This is a genomic window from Arsukibacterium perlucidum DSM 18276 (assembly GCF_000382165.1).
Lineage (GTDB): Bacteria > Pseudomonadota > Gammaproteobacteria > Enterobacterales > Alteromonadaceae > Alishewanella > Alishewanella perlucidum.
In genome coordinates this window covers 1-1,058 of record NZ_KB907783.1, presented here as the reverse complement: position 1 = coordinate 1,058, position 1,058 = coordinate 1, and the positions used below count along the sequence as shown (strand labels likewise).

Genomic DNA, 1,058 nt, shown 5'->3' with positions numbered 1-1,058 from the left:
TCACTGCTGAAAAAAAATAGTGCGCTGAGAGCACCTCAAATAACCAGTGCATTAATCGGCATTAAACATCAACCTGTAACGACCAGACGCTTACTTATATTTTACTGGTTTAGTCTTATTTTAGGTGGTCTTGGGTTTCTTTATATCGCACTGGTTGGCTTGGTTAGGATAGTGTTTAAGCAAAAAACAGAGTTCTATCGAATCGGCTTGGTCTTTTTTAATCTGGTGCTTTTTTGTGCGCCGATTTATCTCTTCACCCAACAGTCATTTTTAACATTCGGTAATTTAACTGGCGCTAGTGTGTTACTAGCTATTTTGTCAGCGTTATTACCCATTTCAATAATGGTTTCTATTTTTATATGCTTTAAACGTAAAGCAAAAGAGAGAGGGGTTAAGGCCGATATGGTTGCATTATTGCTGGCACTTCAGCTCTGCTGGGTTCTGTTGGTTTGGGCACAGTTGCCAATAGTATTTTGGCGATAGGGTTGTACGTTTTGCGTTTTAACAATCGCAGGCACGGCGACGTCTTTTCCAATGCCGCTTCGCCTCCATTTCAAAGCCGTGCATGCTGCGGGCGTTAGCCTTACAAGGAGTTTAGTGTTGGAATCAATGTATATTTATATAATTATCGCTTTTATAATTATTTGGTTTATTGAAAATAGAGTCAACTTATCTACTTCCCATAAAGCTTTAATAGAAGACGGAGATAACGTTATAGTTAACCCGACAATGCTGTCTCGATGCTATGGCTTTTCATCTAAAGTCGTTATTAAATCTAATATCACAAAAATTCAACTAGCGGATAATTGTATTAGTTTATTCACTCAAAGTGGAAACGCCATAGATATTTGGTTGCCTAAAAAATCATGTGACAATGTGGTTAATCAGGCTAAGAAGTATTTCGGAAATGCTAGTTTGGTAAAAGTGTAAGGCTAACAAGCAATTCAACGTGACACGCAACAGCCCGCTCTGGCAGGATAGTTGTCACTATTTAAAATTTAACCAGTCGGGGCGTTAAGGCTTAATTGTGCCGAGTTACAGTGAAGAGCGTAAGCAGC

At 38.9% G+C, this 1,058-nt stretch carries 2 protein-coding genes; both read left to right on the top strand.

Annotated elements, in window-relative coordinates:
* Nucleotides 1–483: hypothetical protein (locus H141_RS21705; RefSeq protein ID WP_033425671.1), on the top strand; the 483-nt coding region annotated here is incomplete at its 5' end.
* 114 nt (nucleotides 484–597) lie between these two features.
* Entirely contained in the window at nucleotides 598–930 is a 333-nt protein-coding gene (locus H141_RS20725) for a hypothetical protein (RefSeq protein ID WP_157611065.1), read from the top strand.
* The last annotated feature ends 128 nt before the right edge of the window (nucleotides 931–1,058 follow it).